The 18,819-nt window shown below is 45.2% G+C and carries 16 protein-coding genes; 13 read left to right on the forward strand and 3 right to left on the reverse strand.

From position 1 onward, the window contains the following. The first annotated feature begins 54 nt into the window (after positions 1-54). The 8 genes from rsmD to scpB all read left to right on the forward strand — a co-directional run bounded on the left by rsmD (position 55) and on the right by scpB (position 6,695). Complete coding sequence (gene rsmD, locus HL061_RS04210) at positions 55-741, forward strand: 16S rRNA (guanine(966)-N(2))-methyltransferase RsmD (protein WP_071001982.1); 687 nt, start codon at positions 55-57, stop codon at positions 739-741. 252 nt (positions 742-993) lie between these two features. Continuing rightward, positions 994-1,422 carry a 50S ribosomal protein L13 gene (gene rplM, locus HL061_RS04215; RefSeq protein ID WP_071001983.1) on the forward strand — a complete coding sequence of 143 codons (429 nt, stop codon included), beginning with the start codon at positions 994-996 and terminating at the stop codon, positions 1,420-1,422. A gap of 10 nt (positions 1,423-1,432) precedes the next feature. Beyond that, a complete protein-coding gene (gene rpsI, locus HL061_RS04220) occupies positions 1,433-1,819 on the forward strand; it encodes a 30S ribosomal protein S9 (RefSeq protein WP_058025929.1) in 387 nt (128 codons plus the stop codon). Between the two features lie 459 nt (positions 1,820-2,278). Further along, positions 2,279-3,370 (forward strand): lipid A biosynthesis acyltransferase, encoded by a 1,092-nt coding sequence (locus HL061_RS04225; protein WP_071001984.1) that lies wholly within the window; start codon positions 2,279-2,281, stop codon positions 3,368-3,370. 108 nt (positions 3,371-3,478) lie between these two features. After that, positions 3,479-4,549 carry a tryptophan--tRNA ligase gene (locus HL061_RS04230; RefSeq protein WP_093068706.1) on the forward strand — a complete coding sequence of 357 codons (1,071 nt, stop codon included), beginning with the start codon at positions 3,479-3,481 and terminating at the stop codon, positions 4,547-4,549. Between the two features lie 20 nt (positions 4,550-4,569). Beyond that, positions 4,570-5,172: a class I SAM-dependent methyltransferase gene (locus tag HL061_RS04235; RefSeq protein WP_186474112.1), complete on the forward strand. Its 603-nt coding sequence runs from the start codon at positions 4,570-4,572 to the stop codon at positions 5,170-5,172. Positions 5,173-5,177: 5 nt separating this feature from the next. Further along, positions 5,178-6,017 carry a segregation/condensation protein A gene (locus HL061_RS04240; protein WP_186474110.1) on the forward strand — a complete coding sequence of 280 codons (840 nt, stop codon included), beginning with the start codon at positions 5,178-5,180 and terminating at the stop codon, positions 6,015-6,017. A gap of 66 nt (positions 6,018-6,083) precedes the next feature. Beyond that, the gene (gene scpB, locus HL061_RS04245) at positions 6,084-6,695 is read left to right on the forward strand and encodes an SMC-Scp complex subunit ScpB (protein ID WP_071001988.1); all 612 of its coding nucleotides are present in this window, start codon (positions 6,084-6,086) and stop codon (positions 6,693-6,695) included. Positions 6,696-6,859: 164 nt separating this feature from the next. On the opposite strand, the gene lolA is transcribed toward scpB, so the two are convergent. The 3 genes from lolA to rplU all read right to left on the reverse strand — a co-directional run bounded on the left by lolA (position 6,860) and on the right by rplU (position 8,675). Next, positions 6,860-7,546 (reverse strand): outer membrane lipoprotein chaperone LolA, encoded by a 687-nt coding sequence (lolA, locus tag HL061_RS04250; protein ID WP_071001989.1) that lies wholly within the window; start codon positions 7,544-7,546, stop codon positions 6,860-6,862. 468 nt (positions 7,547-8,014) lie between these two features. Further along, positions 8,015-8,272, reverse strand: coding sequence for a 50S ribosomal protein L27 (rpmA, locus tag HL061_RS04255; RefSeq protein ID WP_058025936.1), 258 nt, complete (start codon positions 8,270-8,272; stop codon positions 8,015-8,017). A 91-nt stretch (positions 8,273-8,363) separates the two neighbouring features. Further along, on the reverse strand, positions 8,364-8,675 hold the full coding sequence (gene rplU / locus HL061_RS04260) for a 50S ribosomal protein L21 (protein WP_071001990.1): 312 nt from the start codon (positions 8,673-8,675) through the stop codon (positions 8,364-8,366). Between the two features lie 568 nt (positions 8,676-9,243). Here rplU and HL061_RS04265 point away from each other — a divergent pair. From HL061_RS04265 to hemB, 5 genes are all read left to right on the forward strand, one after another. Further along, a complete protein-coding gene (locus HL061_RS04265; RefSeq protein WP_071001991.1) occupies positions 9,244-10,269 on the forward strand; it encodes a polyprenyl synthetase family protein in 1,026 nt (341 codons plus the stop codon). Between the two features lie 749 nt (positions 10,270-11,018). Further along, positions 11,019-12,392: an efflux RND transporter periplasmic adaptor subunit gene (locus tag HL061_RS04270; RefSeq protein WP_071001992.1), complete on the forward strand. Its 1,374-nt coding sequence runs from the start codon at positions 11,019-11,021 to the stop codon at positions 12,390-12,392. Between the two features lie 35 nt (positions 12,393-12,427). After that, the gene (locus HL061_RS04275) at positions 12,428-15,643 is read left to right on the forward strand and encodes an efflux RND transporter permease subunit (RefSeq protein ID WP_252962547.1); all 3,216 of its coding nucleotides are present in this window, start codon (positions 12,428-12,430) and stop codon (positions 15,641-15,643) included. Further along, the gene (locus tag HL061_RS04280) at positions 15,640-17,451 is read left to right on the forward strand and encodes an efflux transporter outer membrane subunit (RefSeq protein ID WP_093068684.1); all 1,812 of its coding nucleotides are present in this window, start codon (positions 15,640-15,642) and stop codon (positions 17,449-17,451) included. Before HL061_RS04275 ends, HL061_RS04280 begins: the two co-directional genes overlap by 4 nt. Positions 17,452-17,693: 242 nt before the next feature. Beyond that, the gene (hemB, locus tag HL061_RS04285) at positions 17,694-18,701 is read left to right on the forward strand and encodes a porphobilinogen synthase (protein WP_252962548.1); all 1,008 of its coding nucleotides are present in this window, start codon (positions 17,694-17,696) and stop codon (positions 18,699-18,701) included. Positions 18,702-18,819: the final 118 nt, after the last annotated feature.

Raw genomic sequence — 18,819 nt, forward strand, 5'->3', positions numbered from 1 at the left:
CATGTCTAATAAGTAGAGATGCCTCAAAAAAAAGATAATAAAAGAGACACGAGCATGAAAAAACCCTCACGCGGACGCACAGCGAAAAAGAACCCTAAAGCAAAAAGTGCCGCAGCCGGTGATGTTCGTATCATCGGTGGGCAGTTCAAGCGCCGTATTGTCAGCTTCATCGAGGCAGATGGCCTGCGCCCAACACCCGACCGCCTGCGAGAGACATTATTTAACTGGTTATTGGCCGATATTCACGGTGCACGCGTACTCGATAGCTGTGCAGGCAGTGGCGTATTAGGGTTTGAGGCGTTGTCCCGCGGCGCAGCTCACACCACTTTTATTGAAGTTAATACGGCACAAAGCAACATGCTACGTCAAAGTGCTGAGCAATTACGCCTTGATACCGCAGCTTACACGGTTATCACTGGCACGGCTGAGGAAGTACTGAGTCAACACCAGCCGATTGAGCACCCGTTTGACATCGTCTTCATCGATCCCCCTTATGCTCAGGATCTATGGCAGCCTATTTTGAGTACGCTGATTACCAATGCATTGATTGACCAATCAACGCTAATTTATTTAGAAGCGGATAAAGATTTAACACCTCAGCTTGAGCAGCTAGAAGAGCAGCTTAATGAAAATCGCGACGCCCAACTAGAGACAACTCAGCAAATGATATGCTTTGAATGCGTAAAGCAAACCAAAGTTGGACAAGTTGTCGCTGGACTTTATCGGCTGTCACCGTCATAATTACACCCTAATTGCTAAGCGCATCATTAGCAGTTATTTGTTAAGCAATATTTAGTAAACCCTTCAATACCTGTAAAAATGTTTAAAACCGCTTAAAAACTGGCCAAACGCTGCAGTTTAATGTATAAAGGCGAAAATAAACCCCAATGCAGCTTGCAAGCGTAGGCGCTACTGCTTATAATGTGCAGTCTGTTTTTTGAGAGCCCCGTTCCCAGCTAAACTCTCAACGAATTCTAATTTTAAGGTTTTATCATGAAAACACTTAGTGCAAAACCAGCTGAAGTGACCCATGACTGGTATGTCGTAGATGCTGACGGCAAAACCCTTGGTCGCTTAGCCACTCAAATCGCAACTCGCTTACGTGGCAAGCACAAGCCTTCTTATACTCCGCACGTAGATACTGGTGACTTCATTGTTGTCATCAACGCAGAAAAAATCGCAGTAACGGGTAAGAAAGCGCAAGACAAAAAGTACTATCGTCACAGTGGCTACCCAGGTGGTATTAAAGAAACCAACTTCACAAAGCTGATTGCACATAAGCCCGAAGATGTTCTATACAAAGCAGTTAAGGGTATGCTTCCAAAGGGCCCTCTTGGCTATGCGATGATCAAGAAGCTGAAACTATATGCGGGTACTGAACATCCACATACTGCACAGCAACCTAAAGAACTAGACATCTAAGGATATACTTATGGAACGCAATTACGGAACTGGTCGCCGCAAGACGTCTACTGCTCGTGTCTTTTTATCAAAAGGTACTGGTAGTATTGTTGTTAACGGTAAGCCACTAGACGAATACTTCAGCCGTGAAACTTCACGCATGGTTGTTCGTCAGCCATTAGAACTACTAGACTCTGCTAACCAGTATGACTTATATGTCACTGTTGCAGGCGGTGGTATCAGTGGCCAAGCTGGCGCAATCCGCCACGGCATCACACGTGCATTGATCGAAGCTGACGAAACTTTGAAGCCTGCCCTAAAAGCAGCTGGTTTTGTTACTCGTGATTCACGTCAAGTTGAACGTAAGAAACTGGGTCTACGTAAAGCACGTAAACGTCCACAGTTCTCAAAACGTTAATCAAAGCACTTTCTTATCTTTTTGCTGCTGTTGTCTTTTTCTCGGAGCGATGGTAGCAAACTCAAATAAGAGAAGCGTTTTGCAAAACCTTATAAGCTGGTCACAGCTTATAAGGTTTTTTTATGCCTGCTGATTGGCCTATAGGTAGTGTGGCTATAGTAGAACCTCAATAAAATTGATACAGCATAGGAAACGCGCTCGAACGCTACTTTTCTTGCTTGCTGTGACTGCGTCTCCAGAGGCTGCGAAAAATAGCGTTTAATCTTGCTATACCATTTTTATAATGGTTTCACTATATCTCTCATTGCAATAGCTATCGATATACGTACTTTATATTAGCACTGCAAATTAAGAACCTTATAAACATTCTCACTTGCAAAGCATTTGAGCCTACCCCATCATATCAATAACTTTTCATCATTAGCTGCAATGTGATACACGGTGCGGCAGAAGGATATTATGAAAGCGCCAGAACAATACGATCCTAGCAAACCCTCCAACACTAACGGCATACCATCATCCAGTAGGCAGCAATCCAATAAGTCGCCTGCTATACCTGCTGGCACCCCAACGATTACGCAAAATCAAAAGCGTACCGCGCAAGCAGAAAACAAGCCCTTTCAATGGCAGTTTTTATTGCCAAAGTATTGGGGTATCTGGTTGTTGTTTTTGGTGATGTTACCCATGATATATTTGCCACTGCGTTGGCAGTTTTGGCTAGGTCGTAAGCTCGGCATATTGATTTATAAAGCTGCAGGCTCACGTAGGCGTGACACTCTGATTAATCTAAAGCTGGCGTTTCCAGAAAAGCCAGAAGCTGAGCGTGAATTGATGGCCAAGCAAGTTTTTGTCAATCAAGGTATTGGGGTGTTTGAAACCCTATGTGCTTGGTTCCGTCCAAATATATTTACTAGAACGGTATCTATTTCGGGATTACAGCATCTTGTTAATGCGCAAAACGAGCAGCGTCCGGTTATTCTATTGGGTGCGCATTATACGATGCTGGATTTGGGCGGCTTACTGTGTTCTCAATTCTTCCCTGTCGATTGTATGTACCGTACGCAAAACAACCCTTTACTGGACTGGTTTATCTATAATGGTCGTACCAATATATTCGGTAAGCAAATCTCCAGCCGTGACATGCGAAGCCTAGTCACCTCTATCAAAGCAGGTCATGTGATTTGGTATTCCCCCGATCAGGACTATGGTCTAAAACAAGGGGTTATGGCGCCATTCTTTGGCGTGCCAGCAGCGACCATCACCGCGTCACGCCGTATGGCAAAATTAGGCAGCAAAACGCATCCACCCGCCGTGATGGCGCTACACACCTATCGGCAGACACCAGATAATCTACCACGTGGTAAGCGACCTCATTATCACTTGACCATCACCCCAGAGCTTGAGAACTACCCAAGTCAAGATGAGGTTGCGGATGCTACTCGGGTTAATGAAGTTTTAGAGGGACTCATACGTATTGATCCGACTCAGTGGATGTGGTTTCATCGGCGCTTTAAACATGGGCCAAATGGTCGTACGGATATCTATAAGTAGGCCTTTATTTTCAAAAGGGCTGATAAAATTTGCTATACTTTGCAACTGCTATTTTGTACTTTTAATCACGCATTATAATAACTTGACAAACAAAACAACGGATTTTTCATGAGCGACAATCACAGTTCTGGACAAGCAGCCCCACATAAACGCATTTTGACAGGGATCAAACCCACAGGTATTCCGCATCTTGGTAACTATGTTGGCGCGATTCGTCCGGCCATCCAGTCTATTCAAAACAGCGATAGCGACGCTTTTTTCTTTTTAGCGGATTATCACAGTATTATTGGTTGCCATGATCCTGCGATCATTCACGAGTCAACCAAAGCCATTGCCGCGACATGGCTCGCCTGTGGTCTCGATCCTGAGCGCGTGACTTTTTATCGTCAGTCAGATGTGCCTGAGATTTTGGAGTTGTCATGGATTTTGAGCTCCTCATGTGCCAAAGGCCTCATGAACCGCGCTCATGCCTACAAAGCAGCGGTCGATGCTAATATGGAAAAAGAAGACGTTGATCCTGACCAAGGGATTAACATGGGGTTGTTTGGCTACCCTGTGTTGATGGCTGCTGATATTTTGATGTTTAATGCCACGCATGTACCTGTTGGCCGTGACCAAATTCAGCACATTGAAATGGCGCGTGATATAGCAGGTACATTTAATCATCGTTACAAGCCATTGTTCACTGAGCCTGAGGCCCTGGTCGACGACAACACGCCGCTACTCACAGGTCTCGATGGTCGCAAAATGAGCAAAAGCTATAACAACGTGATTCCGTTGTTTGGCGAGTTTAATAGCCAAGCCGATCCTGAAAAAATGATGCGTAAGGCCATCATGCGTATTGTGACCAACTCACAATTGCCAGAAGAGCCAAAAGATCCTGACGCGTCAGCAATTTTTGAGATTTATAAAGCGTTTGCTACGCCTGAAGAAATTGCTAATTTGCGTGCGCAGTATGAATCAGGTATTGGCTGGGGAGACGCCAAAGAGCAGTTGTTCCAACAAATCAATAACGAGATTGCCCCTTTCCGCGCGCGCTATCAAGAATTGATGGCAAATCCAAAAGAGCTGGAAGAAATCTTGCAAATGGGCGCAGATAAAGCCCGTCGTCATAGCCGTAAGCAGCTGGATAAAGCCCGCCGTGCCATTGGTATTCGCCCACTAGCGAAGCTTAAATAAATGACTTCTGATCGTTTATAATGCCGACATTTAATCCAAGCCATTTTTTATCTTACTGTCAGTCTTTATACGAGGCTGACAGTACGTATGACTCTGAACAATCCAATCGGCTGGCTCGTCATCGCCATGTCGAACCAGATGCGGCGCAGTTTTTGGCCAATATTGCCACGATCAGACAGCCCAAAAAGGTACTAGAGGTTGGTACCTCGACGGGCTTTTCGACATTGTGGCTGGCGTATGGTCTGCGGCATCAGGCTGAATGTGACTTTACATCGCTAGACATCGACAAAAACCGCAGTGAAGCTGCTCGCCAGCATCTGCAAAATACGCGGCTGTCTGACTCTGTTCGACTCATCGTACAAGACGCCTTTATTTTTTTCAATAGCAATGAAGACGTCTTTGACTTGGTATTTTTGGATGCAGAGCGGCAATTCTATATCGATTATATCCGAGGTCTGCATAACGCATTGGACGTCGGTAGTGTACTTATTGTCGATAATGTCATCTCTCATCGTGATGAGGTGAGCGAGTTCTTGGCAGAATTCACCAACGACTCTCGTTATCTTTGTCACACGTTAGATGTTGGTGCTGGACTATTTATGGCAGTGCGCCAGGAACATTAAGTATTATGGATACATCCAACACGACTGCGCTGCGCATCTATCAGACGCCAGTACAGCATCTACCAGACGATCTTTATGTTCCGCCACAAGCGTTTGCGATTTGGCTAGAGCAGTTTGCTGGGCCACTAGATTTTTTATTATATTTGGTCAAAAAGAACAACGTTGATTTGACCCAAATGCCGATTCTACCCATCACTGAGCAGTATCTTGCCTATATCAGTGAGTTAGATACTGAGCATTTTGAATTGGCAGGTGATTATCTGCTGATGGCGTCGACGCTGATTGCTATTAAAACCGAATTACTATTGCCTACCCCTGACACGCCTACCGATGAGCGCGATCCAAAAGCCGAGCTGATTGAACGCCTAGAAGAGTACGCACAAATCAAAGCCGCCAGTCAGCGCTTAGACAATCTGATACGTTTAGAGCGTGATGTGTTCTTAGCCATGGTAAGTATGCCCAGTCAAGACGTTATGAATGCTGAGCTGCCCAACTACTCGCCTACTCTGCTGATCGATAGCTTGTTTAAAATGCAGCTACAGCCAGACTATCAAATGCATACCATCAAAACTGATATCGTGCCGCTTTCTGATCGTATCGCTAGCATTAGTCGGCAACTGAGTACTGATGGTGCCCGCTCCTTTTATGAGCTACTAGACAAAGCACAGGGGAAAATAGGCGTGGTCGTGAGCTTTGTCGCCGTACTTGAACTGATTAAGCGGCAATTAGTTGGTGTGGTCTATACAGAACCCAATAATGATGCAAGCACGTTAATGAAATATGATACCGATCCATCCGATATAGACAATCAATCCCAAGAACTAACACTACAGTGGTTGGCCTAACCAGCATCAGGTTAGCCGCCAAACCTGCTATTGATCCCATGATATTAAAACAAGAGCACATTTTAGATGGTAGATATTGACGACTCAAAGCAGCCTAGTAAAGCCGAAACTACAGGCACCGCTACAGCTTCCTCTATTGGGGCAAATCAGGCGTCTCTTGAAGATGTGAGCAAGCACATCGAGGTGCTGCTGCATGCATCAGAGGCGCCGCTGACAGCTCACGCGTTAAGAAAACATTTATCATTATCTACTAAGGAATTAAAGCAAGCCTTAGAGGTGCTAGAGCGACGGTTAGAGACCGGTGTGCTGAACCTACATGAGACAGCTAGCGGCTATCGATTGCAAATTTCCGATGCCTATAGCGGCTTGATTCAGCAGACTTTCCCGCAGCGTCAAGAGCGTTTGAGCCAAGCGTTACTTGAGACGTTAAGCGTTATTGCGTATAAGCAACCTGTGACACGGAGTGACATCGAGCAAGTGCGCGGTGTGACGTTATCAAGCAATATACTACGCCAGCTATTTGATAAGGGGTGGATCATTGAAAAAGGCTTTAAGGAGACCTTAGGCCGCCCAGCGCTCCTTCACACCACCGCACAATTTTTGGATGCATTTGGGCTGAGTCATTTAGACGAGCTACCACCAATGCCAGATATGGACTCCATACGAGCTATGTCTTAATTTTTCTGCTGACCAAACTATCATTACGCTCATAAAAAAGGACAGATCATATAGGATCTGTCCTTTTTATTTGGCTATTACTCTTAGGGGTTGTCACTCTTAGAGGCTTTCAACCTTAGATAAATAGCAAAGCATCATAATCTGCTTCATCAATTAGCTCGTCCTTATTGATTGATAACATCAACACCTTTTGGTGGAGTGAACTTAAACTGACTGCTGCCGATGCTTGGATTCATTTTGATACTACTAAACTTAATAGAGGTCGTTTGACCTAGCGTATCGTTTAGTACCATCATCACAGGTTTGCCGCCACTAAAGCTCATGGATAGGCTCTTAAAGCTGGCATTATCAGATTTTGGGTACAACACATAGTAGTTCTTATTGCTATACGGCTGAGTGATTTTAAAGTTTTGATCAATCTTGCTTGGATCACCTGACAATAACAGTGCTGGCGTATTGCCTACTTGGCTATCCACATTTTGTTTAGTCGCTTGCTCTAGATCTTTGTCATAGATCCACATAGAGTTGCCATTGGCAACGATCAATTGCTCTGAGGGCGATTTGGTTTCCCAGCGGAAGTTATTGGGACGTTGGACACTCATAGAGCCTTTAAACGTACCACTGCTCGCGCCTTTGGTTGTCTGGCTAAAATTAGCCGTCATACTCTTGGTATTGGTCAGCAATTTGTTCAAACGTTTAGCAGCTGTTAGGTTATCAGCAGGAGCTGCTGTGGCTGTTTGAGTCAATGCCATCATTGGCGCTGCGATACCTAACGATGTCATTAATACACCTGCTAAAGCACCACTCATCATCTTCTGTTTGGTTGATTTTTTCGTAGATAAGTTCATCATAAATCCTCTCTAAAAAAGCACAATCGCTTTAAAAATAGTCGCTTAAAAATAGAATAGCTTATTAAAATTTTTTCTGTTGATACCAATCTCAACACTGCAAAACAGGTATCGATCAGCAATGGCAACAGTGTGCCAGTTTTTTTATTACGCGCCTAGTCATGATTTGCAATCTTTACTACGGCTGCCATACACGCTTGTAACCAATGCAGTTACACGGTAAAAGTTTGCATTTATCATGATAAATTATTAACACTGTGCTCATAAAGAGCCAGTGAGCTAAGTGTGACGAGTATTTATGCTATATAAAATTGCTGACCAAACTGCTAACAAAAACCAATCTCTAACAAAAGCCAATATTAATTGATGAGGTCTTATAAACGTAAAAAGCCCCTACTACCATAAGGCAGTAAGGGCTTTTTTAATTATCCAATCGTTTTATTCAAAGAATAAAATGACCTAAATAGATAATTATGCGTTTTCAACCGTTACATAACGACGGTTAAATTTACCTTTAGTCTCAAACTTTACCACACCATCATTTAATGCAAATAAAGTATGGTCACGACCCATGCCAACGCCTTCGCCTGCGTGGAATTCTGTACCACGTTGACGAACGATGATGTTACCAGCTGTGATAGCTTGGCCACCAAAGATTTTTACGCCTAGCATTTTTGGGTTTGAATCACGACCGTTACGGCTTGAACCGGCAGCTTTTTTATGTGCCATGAGAAAATCTCCTTGTTAATGTGACTTATCGCTTATGCGACAACTCTTAAGCATTTAGTGCGCTATTTAGCAAACATTGCTAAACGGGTAATTAGGCATTAATGGCTTTGATTTTTAACAAGGTGTACCATTGGCGGTGACCTTGCTCTTTGTGATAGTGCTTACGACGGTTGTGCTTGATGATACGGATTTTTTCGCCGCGACCATGCTCAACCACTTCAACTTCTACGCTAGCGCCTTCAACAACAGGCTGACCGATTTTGACGTCATCGCCGTCAACAACCATCAACACGTCTTCAAATTTGATTGTTTCGCCTTTTTCTGCTTTTAGCAATTCAACTTTAAGCAATTCATCGACGACTACACGGTGCTGCTTACCACCAGTTTTAATTACTGCGTACATTGTATGACTCCGTTTAACCCGTGTGCCGTGGTAGATATTATACCTACGCTTCAATAACGAACACGACAGGGAAAAATTAAAGGCAAGATTTTACGGCTTTTTGCTTATAAAAGCAAGCCGCGCGTCTTGTTTTTGCAAGGTGGTTACACGAAATCACCATCATCTGCATTGTTATATACGCTACAGATTATTAGACCGTCGTAGACGACAATACTGATAAAAGCAGCATAACAATGGTTATAAATGATGGTTTGAGCCTAACGGGGGCTATTATAACTTATACAATCAGTTACTTACAGCCTTTTATCTATCATTTATGTGACGACAAAACCTCGTGATAAGTTAACATTCTTACCATCAAATTATTGAACGCTTTCATCAGTTTGCCCTGCCTTCTATGCATGATAATAGGCGCACAAGCGACCTCTGAGCTACCCTTATGGTGTACTTTAACCAACAATTTTCAAAGGCAGCTATGTTATGATAAGCGAAACCATACCTTACCTATAGATAGATAAAGTCAAGGTTATACCAACTCTCTTTATTCTTATTAATATGACTATTTATTATGACTAGTACCTCTTTAAATAATACCGTGCCTGCCTTTCAATCGACGCCTAGCTATGCAGATATTCAAAGTATTGTAGCCAATGATTTTGAGGTAATGGACAAGCAAGTATTTGGTAGTCTCAACTCAAAAGTACAGCTCGTCATGAGCGTCTCTCAGCATGTAATCAATGCCGGTGGTAAGCGTATGCGCCCGCTGATTACGCTATTGTGTGCCCGTATGTTTGACGACAATCCATCAGAAAAAGCGATGCACCTAGCAGCCATTACTGAGATGCTACATACTGCCACCTTAGTGCATGACGATGTGATCGATGAGTCAGGACAGCGCCGCGGTAAACCGACGGCAAACGCCACATGGGACAATGCCACAGCCGTATTGGTCGGTGACTATCTGATTGCCCGTGCTTTTAATCTTTTGGTTGGTTTTCAGAGCTTGCCATTGTTGCAAGTATTCTCAGACGGGACTTGTGATATTGCTGAAGGCGAAGTATTGCAGCTACAACATCAGCATAACCCTGCCGCAACAGAAGAAGACTACTTACGCATTATCGATGGCAAAACCTCTCGCCTGTTTATGATGGCGACTCAAGGCGCGGCTATTTTGCAAGACAAAACTGAGTATATGGCGGCATTAGGCGACTTTGGACAGCACTTTGGTAATGCGTTTCAAATTATTGATGATGTCCTTGATTATAGTGGCGATAGCGACGTAATGGGCAAAAACCTAGGCGACGATCTTGCTGAAGGTAAACCTACTCTGCCAACTATCAAAGCACTCGAACTACTAAAAGACAGTGACAATGAAGGTTATGAGCAGCTAAGAATTGCGGTACAAACGGGTAAAACACCGAATGCTGAGCAGCTGATTGAGTTGGTACGCAGTTCCGGCGCATTAGATTACTGTAAACAGCGTGCACTAGAGGAGACGAGATTGGCCCAGCAAGCACTGGGCACACTGCCTGACAACCGTTATCGTCAAGGCTTGTACCAACTGACAGAATTGGCCAGCGCGCGATTGGTATAATGACATATGAATCGTCTGTGTTATTAGCTAATTGAGACGGCTCATTTTTTAGCAGCGTTTTTGAGCAACCGAGCCATAAATATTCATTGATCAAAAGCAACAGTCTCTAAAAAGACACCCTCTTAAAACGGGTGTGTCAGCCAAATAGTTACCTTTCTTTAAGTTTCATAAATCCTGACGGCACTATAATTGTGTCAGGATTTTTTAATGGTTAAATACTGATTGACCACGCTCATTAGAGGCTACTGACTGGTTTAAGTCGCTATACTTTAAAGGTCATAATTAGGGGTTGATAAATTAGTCAATTTGTTGACAAAGCAGACTTTTGGCGGTTTTAAAACCTCAATAACACTATGGCTTTACAATTATAACAAAAAATTACAATAAATTTGCATAGCGGGTTGTATATCTTCTTATTAGCTGCTGGTTGGTGTAGCGGTTACTATGGCGGGATTTTATTTACTCAGCGAGCACAGTGCGGTCAGTTTTTGTCAGCTTTCCTATCGTGAATCACTTGACTGCGGGGTAAACCCTATAGTTTATAATAACACCTTAAATTTACTTGACGTCCTATAACTAGCTAGCGGTACTGCCCTATTTATCAATTTTATCAATAGCTTCTTATTTTTTGGCTATAAACTTCTATAAAGTTTATTATTGCTCTTCGAAAAATAAGCTATTTTTTGATTATGATACGCTCTACCTCTATACCATTTATTCTATATTTTACTACTCTACCGAGGACCTTGATGAAGCATTCTTATCTTGCGCTTGTAATAGCATCTGTACTATCGGCTACAGTACTGGTCGGCTGTGACAATAAAGAAGACGCCGCTGCGGGTGAAAACGCTCAGCAGCAGATGCCGCCCGCTGTCGTCAACGTCCAAACTGTCAGCTTCGATACTGTGCCTCAAGTTCAGACTTTCTCTGGTCGTACTGCCGCTTATCAGACGGCTGATGTACGCCCTCAAGTCAGCGGCGTAATTGACGAAGTACTGTTCCGTGAAGGCAGTAACGTCAAAAAAGGCCAGCCGCTTTATCGTATCAATACTGACAACTACACGACCTCGGTCGCTAGTGGTCAAGCGGCGGTCGCGCAAGCACAGGCTAATCGCCAAACCGCTATCGCCAATAATGCCAATGCTAAAGCAGAGCTAGCCAGTCGCCAAGCCTCATTAGCACAAGCGATAAATGACTTTCAGCGTCTAAAAGGCTTGGTTGAGATTGACGCTATCTCCAAGCAGCAATATGACCAAGCGCAAACTCAAGTGCGTACAGCGCAAGCGGCTCTAGAGAGTGCTCGCGCTGCAGTCGGACAAACTGAAGCGAGCATTAGAAGCGCTGAGGCTGGGATTAAAACCGCGCAATCAAACTTAGATGCTAGCGCTTTGGATCTCAATCGTACTATCGTCCGTGCACCGTTGACTGGTCGTAGTGACCGCTCAAGCGTTACTGCAGGAACCTTAGTTAACGCTAGTCAATCTGAGCCTTTAGTGACGATTTCGCGCTTAGACCCTATCTATGTCGATATCAGTCAGTCATCATCTGAGCTATTGCAGCTTCGTCAGCAGATAGCTGAAGGTAAAGCGCAGGCGGGTATGAATTCTGTCGAGCTGGTCCTAGAAGATGGCTCAGTGTATCCAGTGCGTGGCAAGCTTGCGCTGTCTGAAGCTAAAGTCGATCAATCTACTGGCGCGGTGACTCTACGAGCTATTTTCCCAAATCCTAATAACGTGCTACTGCCAGGTATGTATGTCTCAGCGCGTCTGACTCAAAGCGTCATTCCTAATGCAGCCTTAGTGCCGCAAAGCGCTGTAATGCGTACGCCTAAAGGCGATTCACAAGTCTACATCGTTGATGAAAACAATCAAATCCAAGTCCGTCCCGTTACCATTAATGGTACTTATGATGGTCAATGGGTGGTCACCGATGGCTTAAGTAGTGGCGATAAGCTAGTGGTTATAGGCGGCTCTAAAGTTAAGCCTGAGCAGGAGGTCGTGGTCAAGCCGTTAGAAAACGCTAATGGTGCATCTGCAACGCCTACCGCCAAAACACCACAGCAAGCTGCGAAAACGGTAGCTGATGACACTTCTGAGCAGGACACTGCTACCACCACTAACTAATTCCATTCAAAGATAGGAAGACCTAGGGATATACTATGTCACGTTTTTTTATTGATCGCCCTATTTTTGCATGGGTGTTGGCCATTTTGGTCATGCTTATCGGGGTAATCTCGGTTGTTAATTTGCCGATTGAGCAGTATCCGCGTATCGCACCGCCCACCGTTTCTGTTAGTGCCACTTATCCTGGTGCAAACGCACAAACGGTCGAAAACTCTGTGGTGCAAATCATTGAACAACGTATGAAGGGGCTAGATGGCTTGATGTACATGTCATCATCGAGTTCTTCAAATGGTGGTGCATCGGTCACGCTAACCTTTGAAAATGGCACAGACCCTGATACCGCGCAAGTACAAGTACAAAACAAACTACAAGCAGCGATGAGCTCGTTGCCTGAATCAGTACAGCGCCAAGGCGTCAACGTCAATAAATCGTCTAGCAGCTTTTTGATGGTGCAGGCATTTATTTCTGAAGACGGTAGTATGGATCGGGCCGATATTGCCGATTATATCAACTCCAATGTGCTTGACTCGATCAGTCGTGTTGAAGGTGTGGGTGAAGTGCAAGTGTTTGGCTCCTCTTACGCCATGCGTATCTGGCTAGATCCTGCACGCCTACGTAGCTATAACATGGTGCCCTCTGATGTTGTCAATGCCGTACGAGCACAGAACGCTCAGGTATCTGCAGGTCAGCTAGGACAAGCACCTGCTGACACAGATCAGCAGGTTATCAATGCCACCGTCAGTGTACAAAGCTACCTGCAGACTCCAGAAGAGTTTAGAAACATTCTACTAAAGACAGACAGCTCAGGCGCGCAGGTACGTCTCGGTGATGTCGCAGACGTAGAGATTGGTAGTGAAAACTATAGCGTCAACTCCTTGTATAACGGTCAAGAAGCGGCAGGTCTAGGTATCTCATTGGCTGCAGGCGCAAACGCGCTAGAGACCCGTGAGGCGGTCGGCGCACGTATGGCCGAGCTAGAAACCAACTTTCCAGCAGGCCTAAGCTCTGTTGTGCCTTATGACACAACGCCTTTCGTGAAGCTTTCTATCGAGCAAGTCGTGAATACGCTTATTGAGGCTATTGTCTTGGTGTTTATCGTCATGTTCATTTTCTTGCAGAACTGGCGCGCCACCATCATTCCTACTCTTGCCGTTCCAGTGGTCTTGCTAGGTACTTTTGCTGTGCTTTATATCGCAGGCTTTAGTATCAACGTCTTGACGATGTTTGCAATGGTACTCTCCATCGGTCTACTGGTTGATGATGCGATCGTTGTTGTCGAAAACGTCGAGCGAATATTAGAAGAAAACCCTGATATTTCGGTCAAAGATGCAACCGTTCAGTCGATGGGCGAGATCAGTAAGATCGTTATTGGTATTGCGCTGATTTTGTCTGCCGTATTTGTACCGATGGCCTTCTTTGGCGGCTCAACAGGTGTTATTTATCGTCAGTTCTCTATCACCTTGATCACGAGCATGGCGCTGTCAGCCATGGTGGCTCTAATCTTCACCCCTGCCCTATGTGTGACCTTGCTAAAACGTGGTAAGAGCCATGAAAAAGGCAGTACTGAACAACAAAAAGGCTTCTTTGGCTGGTTCAACCGCGGGTTCTTTAAGCTAAGCCGCTCTTATGAAAACTTCGTCGGCAAAAGTATTCGTTTTAAGTGGTTGTACCTGATCGGCTATGCCGCCATCATCGGTATTATGGCAGTGGTGTTCTTGCGTATTCCAGGTTCGTTTTTGCCAGAAGAAGACCAAGGTATTATGTTCACCTTAGTCCAGCTTCCTGCAGGCTCTACGCTAGATGAGACGCAGGATGTACTGGATAAAGTCAGAAATTATTACGACACACAAGAGACGGACAATATTGCCTCTGTCTTTACCATTGCTGGTTTTAGTTTTGCAGGTCAAGGCCAAAACATGGGTCTGGCATTCGTTCGACTGTCAGATTGGGAAGAGCGCTCAGGCGATGAAAACACCGCGCAAGCCGTTGCTGGTCGTGCCATGGGTTATTTCTTTACCCAGTTAAATGAAGCGCAAGTTTTTGCTATCGTACCGCCTGCGATTACTGAGCTTGGTAATGCCAGTGGTTTTGATTTGATGCTACAAGATGTGGGTAACCTTGGACACGAAGGGTTACTTGAAGCCCGTAATATGCTGCTAGGTATGGCTGCACAAAACGAAAATGTGGCAGGCGTACGTCCTAATGGTCAAGAAGATGCACCGCAGCTCAAAGTCAATATCAATCAAGAACAAGCCGCCGCTTATGGTCTATCTTTAGGCAGTATCAATAGCGTTATCTCGACCGCCTGGGGCTCAAGCTACGTCAACGACTTTATCGATCGTGGCCGTATCAAGCGTGTCTATGTTCAAGGTGAAGCCAGTAGCCGTACCAATCCTGATGACATCGGCAAGTGGTATGTGCGCGGCGAAACCGGTAACATGGTCTCTTTCGATGCTTTCTCAAGTAGCGAATGGCAGTCAGGCTCACCGCGTTTGACTCGTTATAACAGCTTACCTTCGATGAATATTCAAGGTAATGCGGCACCTGGTCTTAGTACTGGTGAAGCCATGTCAGCTATGGAGAACATGATCAGTCAGCTCCCTGAAGGTATCGGTTACGAATGGACTGGGTTATCACTTGAAGAACAAAAATCAGGCTCGCAAGCTCCTATGCTTTATGCGCTATCGATTCTAGTTGTCTTCTTATGTCTAGCTGCGCTTTATGAGAGCTGGTCTATCCCCTTCTCTGTCCTATTGGTTATTCCACTTGGGGTATTGGGTGCGGTGATATTTACGTGGTTACGCGGTTTTGCTAACGACATCTACTTGCAAGTGGGTCTACTCACCGTCGTTGGTTTGTCCGCCAAAAACGCCATCTTGATTATTGAATTTGCCAAAGAGCACCAAGAAGAAGGCTATAGTCTCAGAGAGGCCGTCATGACCGCAGCGCGACAACGTCTACGTCCAATTATTATGACCTCGCTTGCCTTTGGTATCGGTGTTGTGCCATTAGCCATAGCTACTGGCGCAGGGTCAGGCAGCCAAACTGCTATTGGTACCAGTGTCGTAGGTGGTGTGGTTAGTGCCACTTTACTAGGTATCTTCTTTATTCCGATGTTCTATATTTGGGTGCGTGGTATGTTCCCGTATAAATATAAGAACAACAAGCCAGATGATAAAGATGATGACCCACAGAATCCAACTCCCTCTGAGAGTTATCAGCCTGTAAGCTTTGGAGATAATACACAATGAGTTCTTTATTCTTAACCTCTAACTCAGCCGTAAGAGCGATAAGCTCTAAAGCTTTACTAGCTACTGGTAAATCATCGCGCCTACTTGGCCTGAGCTTTTTGGCTCTGAGTATGGCCGCTTGTAATACTATCCCTAAAGCAGATACAAGCCCCGTTCTCGCTGAGCCTAACCTGCCGATTGAGCAAGCTTATGGCGCTTTTGGTGATGAGACTGTCAGCACCTCTGAGCAGCCAAGTATCGCAGGACAGCGCTGGCAGGATTTTTATAGCGATGAGCGTCTTAAAAGGTTAATCGCTTTAGGTCTTAGCAATAATAAAGACTTTGAGAGTGCCCGTTTGGCTATCGAAAAAGCGCGCGCGCAGTATCGTATTACCGATATCAACGACTTGCCAACTATCAATGGTCAAGCAGAATACTCACGCCAAAGCCAATCCTCTCCGCGCGTTGAGACGCCTTTTGGCAGTACTGGCGGTAGACAGACGACAGATAGCTACAGTGTCAATCTCGGTTTGGCAAGCTATGAGCTGGACTTTTGGGGCCGAATCGATAGCCTAAAAGATCAAGCGTTGCAGAGATTTTTGTCAACGACGGCAGCCAAAGACTCTATTCAAATTAGTCTGATTAGTAACATCGCGCAGAGCTACGCGAATCTTAGCTATAGCTTAGCGCAGCTCAAACTCGCCGAGGCAACTGTTGAGAGCCGTGAGCGCTCGTTGTTTATTGCGCAAGAGCGCTTTAAAGCCGGTATTGATCCTAAGCTGCCTTCCTTGCAATCTGCAGCAGCTTTAGAGAGTGCAAGACTTGCGGTACTACGTGCGCAAAGCAGTATTTTGACCTCCAGAAATGCTCTGCAGTTCTTATTAGGAGCGCCGGTACCTACTGAGCTTATCCCAGCACCCGCTGTCAGCAATATCACCAATCACGAGGTGTTTAGTGCCGGCTTGCCAAGCGAGCTGCTACGCTATCGCCCTGATGTATTACAAGCGGAATACGATCTAAAAGCCGCGGGCGCAAATATCGCTGTCGCCCGTGCCGCTTATTTCCCAACGATAAGCTTAGCCAGTAGCGTTGGTGTCCGTAGCGATGGCTTGAGCGACTTGTTCGATAATGATGCAGTCGGCTGGTCATTTGGCCCTAATATCAGCGTACCCATCTTTGATGCTGGGCGTTTGGATGCAAACTACGATGTCGCACAAATCGAGCGCGAACAAACGCTTGCCAGCTATGAGCGCTCAATTCAAACGGCGTTCCGTGAGGTCTCCGATGTGCTCGCTACTCGCGCAACTCTAGGCGAGCAGCTCGCAGCTCAGTACCGCCTGCAAGATAACTTTGATCAGACTTATGAGATTGCTGATGCGCGCTTTAAAGCTGGTATCTCAAACTATCTCGATGTCCTTGATGCTCAGCGCTCATTGTTTGACACTCAACAAGGCATTCTAGATTTAGAGCTACAAAAAATCATCAGTCAAATCGAGCTATATCAAGCGCTTGGCGGCGGTGCCAATCTCGATACACCTGTCGCGATTCCGGTTCCGCAATATACTAACTTGGCCCAAGTTGGTACTTTATTAACCAAAGATGCCGAGTCGCAAGCGGCCTATGCTATCGACGCTGCTAGCTCAGCGCGAGTAGCTGCAGCACCAGAAGCCGCCGCTATCAAACAAGCACAGACGCCTGTGAAGGTTGACTTTAAGCCGACTGCGATTGTCGATATCGATAATGACAACGACGCTGATGCAGCGGTTGGGGTATTGACTGAAGAGACACCTACTGAGCAAGTACCAGTGCCACAGATTGTCACTCCATAAAGATGGTTATATAACATTTGATAACTAGCTAGCGTATTATTTTTATAACAATTAGCTCTACCTTCTTGGTGGGGCTTTTTGTTGTTATGTGCTACCTTTAGTAGTTATATATAAATAGTAGCTATATATAAAAGCTAAAAATTTTAGCTGCATCTGATGCTTTACTTATTTAATGATTACCCCTCAAACCCTCAAACCCTCAAACCCTCAAACTCACTAAAACTAATAATAAGGAAAAAACAATGTCTTATACGTTTAATCGTCAATTCCCTGAGACTCGCCTGCGCCGCTTGCGCTATAACGATAATGTCCGTGCTATGATTCGTGAAGTCGAGCTTCACCCCAAACATTTCATAGCCCCAGTATTTGTATTAGAAGGTAGTAATCAGCGCGAGGCCATCGCCAGTATGCCGGGCGTTGAGCGCTTATCGATAGACCTATTGATTAATTATGCCAAAGAGCTTTTAAGCGAGGGCGTGACGACTATCGATATTTTCCCTGTTATCGACAACTCGCTAAAAACTCCTGATGGCAAAGCGGCCTATGATGAGAATGGACTAAGCGCGCGTGCCGTAGCAGCACTAAAAGACGCAGTGCCTGAGATGGTGGTGATGACCGATGTGGCGCTCGACCCTTATACGTCACACGGTCAAGACGGCTTGCTTGATGACAGTGGTTATGTGGTCAATGATGACACCGTTGAGGTGCTGGTCAAGCAAGCACTCGTCCATGCTAGAGCTGGCGCTGATATCATCTCTCCAAGTGATATGATGGATGGCCGTATCAAAGCCATGCGTGATGCCTTTGAAAGCGAAGGTCTTGTCAATACCGCTATCATGGCTTACTCTGCCAAATACGCTTCTGCTTATTATGGGCCGTTCCGTGATGCAGTCGGTAGCGCCGGCAACCTAAAAGGCGGTCATAAAAAACAATATCAGATGGACTTTGGTAACCGCGCTGAAGCTTTGCACGAAGTGGCGATGGACATCAATGAGGGCGCAGATATGGTGATGATTAAGCCTGGTCAGCCCTATCTCGATCTGATCCGTGAAGTCAAAGACACCTTTGGCGTACCGACTTTTGCCTATCAAGTCTCCGGCGAATACGCGATGCACATGGCAGCTATTCAAAACGGCTGGCTGACTGATGCGGTGATCCTAGAATCGCTTATTGGTTTTCGCCGCGCCGGTGCCGATGGTATCTTGACTTACTTTGCACTTGAGGCAGCTCGGCAGTTAAATAATGGTTAATATCAATTAAAATGCCTTTTACATTGTAAAACACCCCAGCTGCTTCCCAGCTGCTTCATAGTCGCTGGGGTGTTTTTTATTGAAATTCTATTTATGCTTAGCCTTTTTTGTTCACATG

It is taken from the genome of Psychrobacter sp. PSP (genome assembly GCF_024085615.1).
Taxonomy (GTDB): Bacteria; Pseudomonadota; Gammaproteobacteria; order Pseudomonadales; family Moraxellaceae; genus Psychrobacter; species Psychrobacter pacificensis.

Coding starts and splice junctions, on each gene's coding strand:
- rsmD (WP_071001982.1), top strand. CDS start 55: ATGAAAAAACCCTCACGCGGACGCACAGCGAAAAAGAACCCTAAAGCA.
- rplM (WP_071001983.1), top strand. CDS start 994: ATGAAAACACTTAGTGCAAAACCAGCTGAAGTGACCCATGACTGGTAT.
- rpsI (WP_058025929.1), top strand. CDS start 1,433: ATGGAACGCAATTACGGAACTGGTCGCCGCAAGACGTCTACTGCTCGT.
- HL061_RS04225 (WP_071001984.1), top strand. CDS start 2,279: ATGAAAGCGCCAGAACAATACGATCCTAGCAAACCCTCCAACACTAAC.
- HL061_RS04230 (WP_093068706.1), top strand. CDS start 3,479: ATGAGCGACAATCACAGTTCTGGACAAGCAGCCCCACATAAACGCATT.
- HL061_RS04235 (WP_186474112.1), top strand. CDS start 4,570: ATGCCGACATTTAATCCAAGCCATTTTTTATCTTACTGTCAGTCTTTA.
- HL061_RS04240 (WP_186474110.1), top strand. CDS start 5,178: ATGGATACATCCAACACGACTGCGCTGCGCATCTATCAGACGCCAGTA.
- scpB (WP_071001988.1), top strand. CDS start 6,084: ATGGTAGATATTGACGACTCAAAGCAGCCTAGTAAAGCCGAAACTACA.
- lolA (WP_071001989.1), bottom strand. CDS start 7,546: ATGATGAACTTATCTACGAAAAAATCAACCAAACAGAAGATGATGAGT.
- rpmA (WP_058025936.1), bottom strand. CDS start 8,272: ATGGCACATAAAAAAGCTGCCGGTTCAAGCCGTAACGGTCGTGATTCA.
- rplU (WP_071001990.1), bottom strand. CDS start 8,675: ATGTACGCAGTAATTAAAACTGGTGGTAAGCAGCACCGTGTAGTCGTC.
- HL061_RS04265 (WP_071001991.1), top strand. CDS start 9,244: ATGACTAGTACCTCTTTAAATAATACCGTGCCTGCCTTTCAATCGACG.
- HL061_RS04270 (WP_071001992.1), top strand. CDS start 11,019: ATGAAGCATTCTTATCTTGCGCTTGTAATAGCATCTGTACTATCGGCT.
- HL061_RS04275 (WP_252962547.1), top strand. CDS start 12,428: ATGTCACGTTTTTTTATTGATCGCCCTATTTTTGCATGGGTGTTGGCC.
- HL061_RS04280 (WP_093068684.1), top strand. CDS start 15,640: ATGAGTTCTTTATTCTTAACCTCTAACTCAGCCGTAAGAGCGATAAGC.
- hemB (WP_252962548.1), top strand. CDS start 17,694: ATGTCTTATACGTTTAATCGTCAATTCCCTGAGACTCGCCTGCGCCGC.